At 52.0% G+C, this 271-nt stretch carries 2 rRNA genes; both read right to left on the reverse strand.

Annotated elements, in window-relative coordinates:
• Positions 1 to 95: ribosomal RNA gene (gene rrf / locus FHD02_RS24150) — 5S ribosomal RNA — on the reverse strand; the annotation flags it as partial.
• Positions 96 to 187: 92 nt separating this feature from the next.
• Positions 188 to 271 (reverse strand): 23S ribosomal RNA (locus FHD02_RS24155); the annotation flags it as partial.

Genomic DNA, 271 nt, shown 5'->3' on the forward strand with positions numbered 1-271 from the left:
GCATGGGGAGACCCCACACTACCATCGGCGCTACGGCGTTTCACTTCTGAGTTCGGCATGGGGTCAGGTGGGACCACCGCGCTACAGCCGCCAGGCAAATTCTGTTTATCAACACGCCTTTAGCATGTCGATGTCATCTGTATCAGGCTGAAAATCTGTCTCTTCGCCAAAACAGCTTCGGCGTTGTAAGGTTAAGCCTCACGGTTCATTAGTATCGGTTAGCTCAATGTATCGCTACACTTACACACCCGACCTATCAACGTCGTCGTCT

This window comes from Citrobacter sp. EC_71 (genome assembly GCF_019584005.1).
In the GTDB taxonomy this organism is placed as follows: domain Bacteria; phylum Pseudomonadota; class Gammaproteobacteria; order Enterobacterales; family Enterobacteriaceae; genus Citrobacter; species Citrobacter werkmanii.